Here is a 471-nt window from a genome sequence, read left to right as displayed (position 1 = left end):
TGACGAACATTCATGGGTTGTACAACGACAACGGGTAACCCAGATTCTGCCAGTGCCTCAACGACTTTCCGTTCGTAGCCACCCGTAGCCTCCACCAGAATCCGGCTTAGTTTGAAGCGCTTGAGAGACTTGATGAGCGCCTCGATATCCTCAGTGGTGTTATAAATCTGCCAGTGGCGATCAATTTCTAGGATGCAAATATCCAAAAAGGTTTTACCGACATCAATACCGATACCGATATTTCTTTGTTGCTTACTGTGTGCATAGGTAGTTGTTTTCATGGCTCACCCTTGCTACATTCGAGCTCGAGGCTCATTCGACTGTTCGAGTTAAAAGTAGGATCGGCATAGTGCTCTGGCTTGTTAACGGACTCGGTTGTACCGGTGCCTGGCATCAATCGAGCTACTATGCCGAATGTCTGTTGCTGCAGACATGAGCCTCACCTTATCGCTTTTTAACAGGAAAGGAAAT

Annotated in this window: 1 protein-coding gene; it reads right to left on the bottom strand. The window is 47.1% G+C overall.

Going from position 1 to position 471, the window contains the following annotated elements; all coding sequences use genetic code 11:
* The coding region (locus QWI17_RS10605; protein WP_302722478.1) for an IS110 family transposase at nt 1-281 on the bottom strand (281 nt) is incomplete at its 3' end.
* Nucleotides 282-471 lie beyond the last annotated feature (190 nt).

This window comes from Gilvimarinus gilvus, assembly GCF_030518155.1.
In the GTDB taxonomy this organism is placed as follows: domain Bacteria; phylum Pseudomonadota; class Gammaproteobacteria; order Pseudomonadales; family Cellvibrionaceae; genus Gilvimarinus; species Gilvimarinus gilvus.
The sequence above is the reverse complement of the archived record's forward strand: the minus strand, read 5'-3'. Positions and strand labels throughout refer to the sequence as shown.